We start from the raw sequence: 348 nt of genomic DNA, 5'->3' as shown, positions 1-348 counted from the left end.
CGCAAAGAATGTGATGCACCAGCATGGGGATCCGGGCTGGTATCCTCATGTATATGCGAATGTGGAGACCAGAGGAGAGGCTGTATTTGCTGCACGCAATGCCATTGACGGCGTGGTTTCCAACGAATCCCACGGCGAATGGCCGTATGAATCATGGGGGATTGACCGTCAGGACGATGCGAAGATGACCCTGGAGTTCGGCCGCCCCGTGGATTTTGATAAAATTGTTCTCGTTACGAGAGCCGATTTTCCTCATGATAACTGGTGGGTAAAGGCGACATTTACCTTTTCCGACGGTATGACTGAGGTCGTCGATATGGAAAAGAGCGTAAAGCCCCATGAATTTAG

Annotated in this window: 1 pseudogene; it reads left to right on the top strand. The window is 50.9% G+C overall.

Going from position 1 to position 348, the window contains the following annotated elements:
- Positions 1-348, top strand: a pseudogene (locus NE473_RS30675) (carbohydrate-binding protein); the annotation flags it as partial.

This window comes from Hungatella sp. SL.1.14, assembly GCF_024460495.1.
GTDB lineage: Bacteria > Bacillota > Clostridia > Lachnospirales > Lachnospiraceae > Hungatella > Hungatella hathewayi.
This window is presented reverse-complemented; position numbering and strand designations above follow the sequence as displayed.